The 226-nt window shown below is 38.5% G+C and carries 1 pseudogene; it reads right to left on the reverse strand.

From position 1 onward, the window contains the following. Positions 1–226 (reverse strand): annotated as a pseudogene (locus KQ486_RS14310) (IS200/IS605 family element RNA-guided endonuclease TnpB); the annotation flags it as partial.

Raw genomic sequence — 226 nt, forward strand, 5'->3', positions numbered from 1 at the left:
AGAATGGCGATATTTCCGTTTGTATATTTTGTTGTATAGGATTGAATGTTGTTCTTTTTCGATTTATAACGTGGGGCGTGATTCTGTTTCTTGAGGAATCGCGTGTAGGAGTCGGCGAGATGTTTCAGAGAAGATTGCATGGCTATACGATCGACTTCTTTTAACCAAACCAATTCCTTTTTTAGTTGTGTTAATTGCTTGGAACAGTTGTTGTACGACAACCCTT

It is taken from the genome of Allobacillus halotolerans, assembly GCF_018967645.1.
Classification (GTDB): domain Bacteria; phylum Bacillota; class Bacilli; order Bacillales; family Alkalibacillaceae; genus Allobacillus; species Allobacillus halotolerans.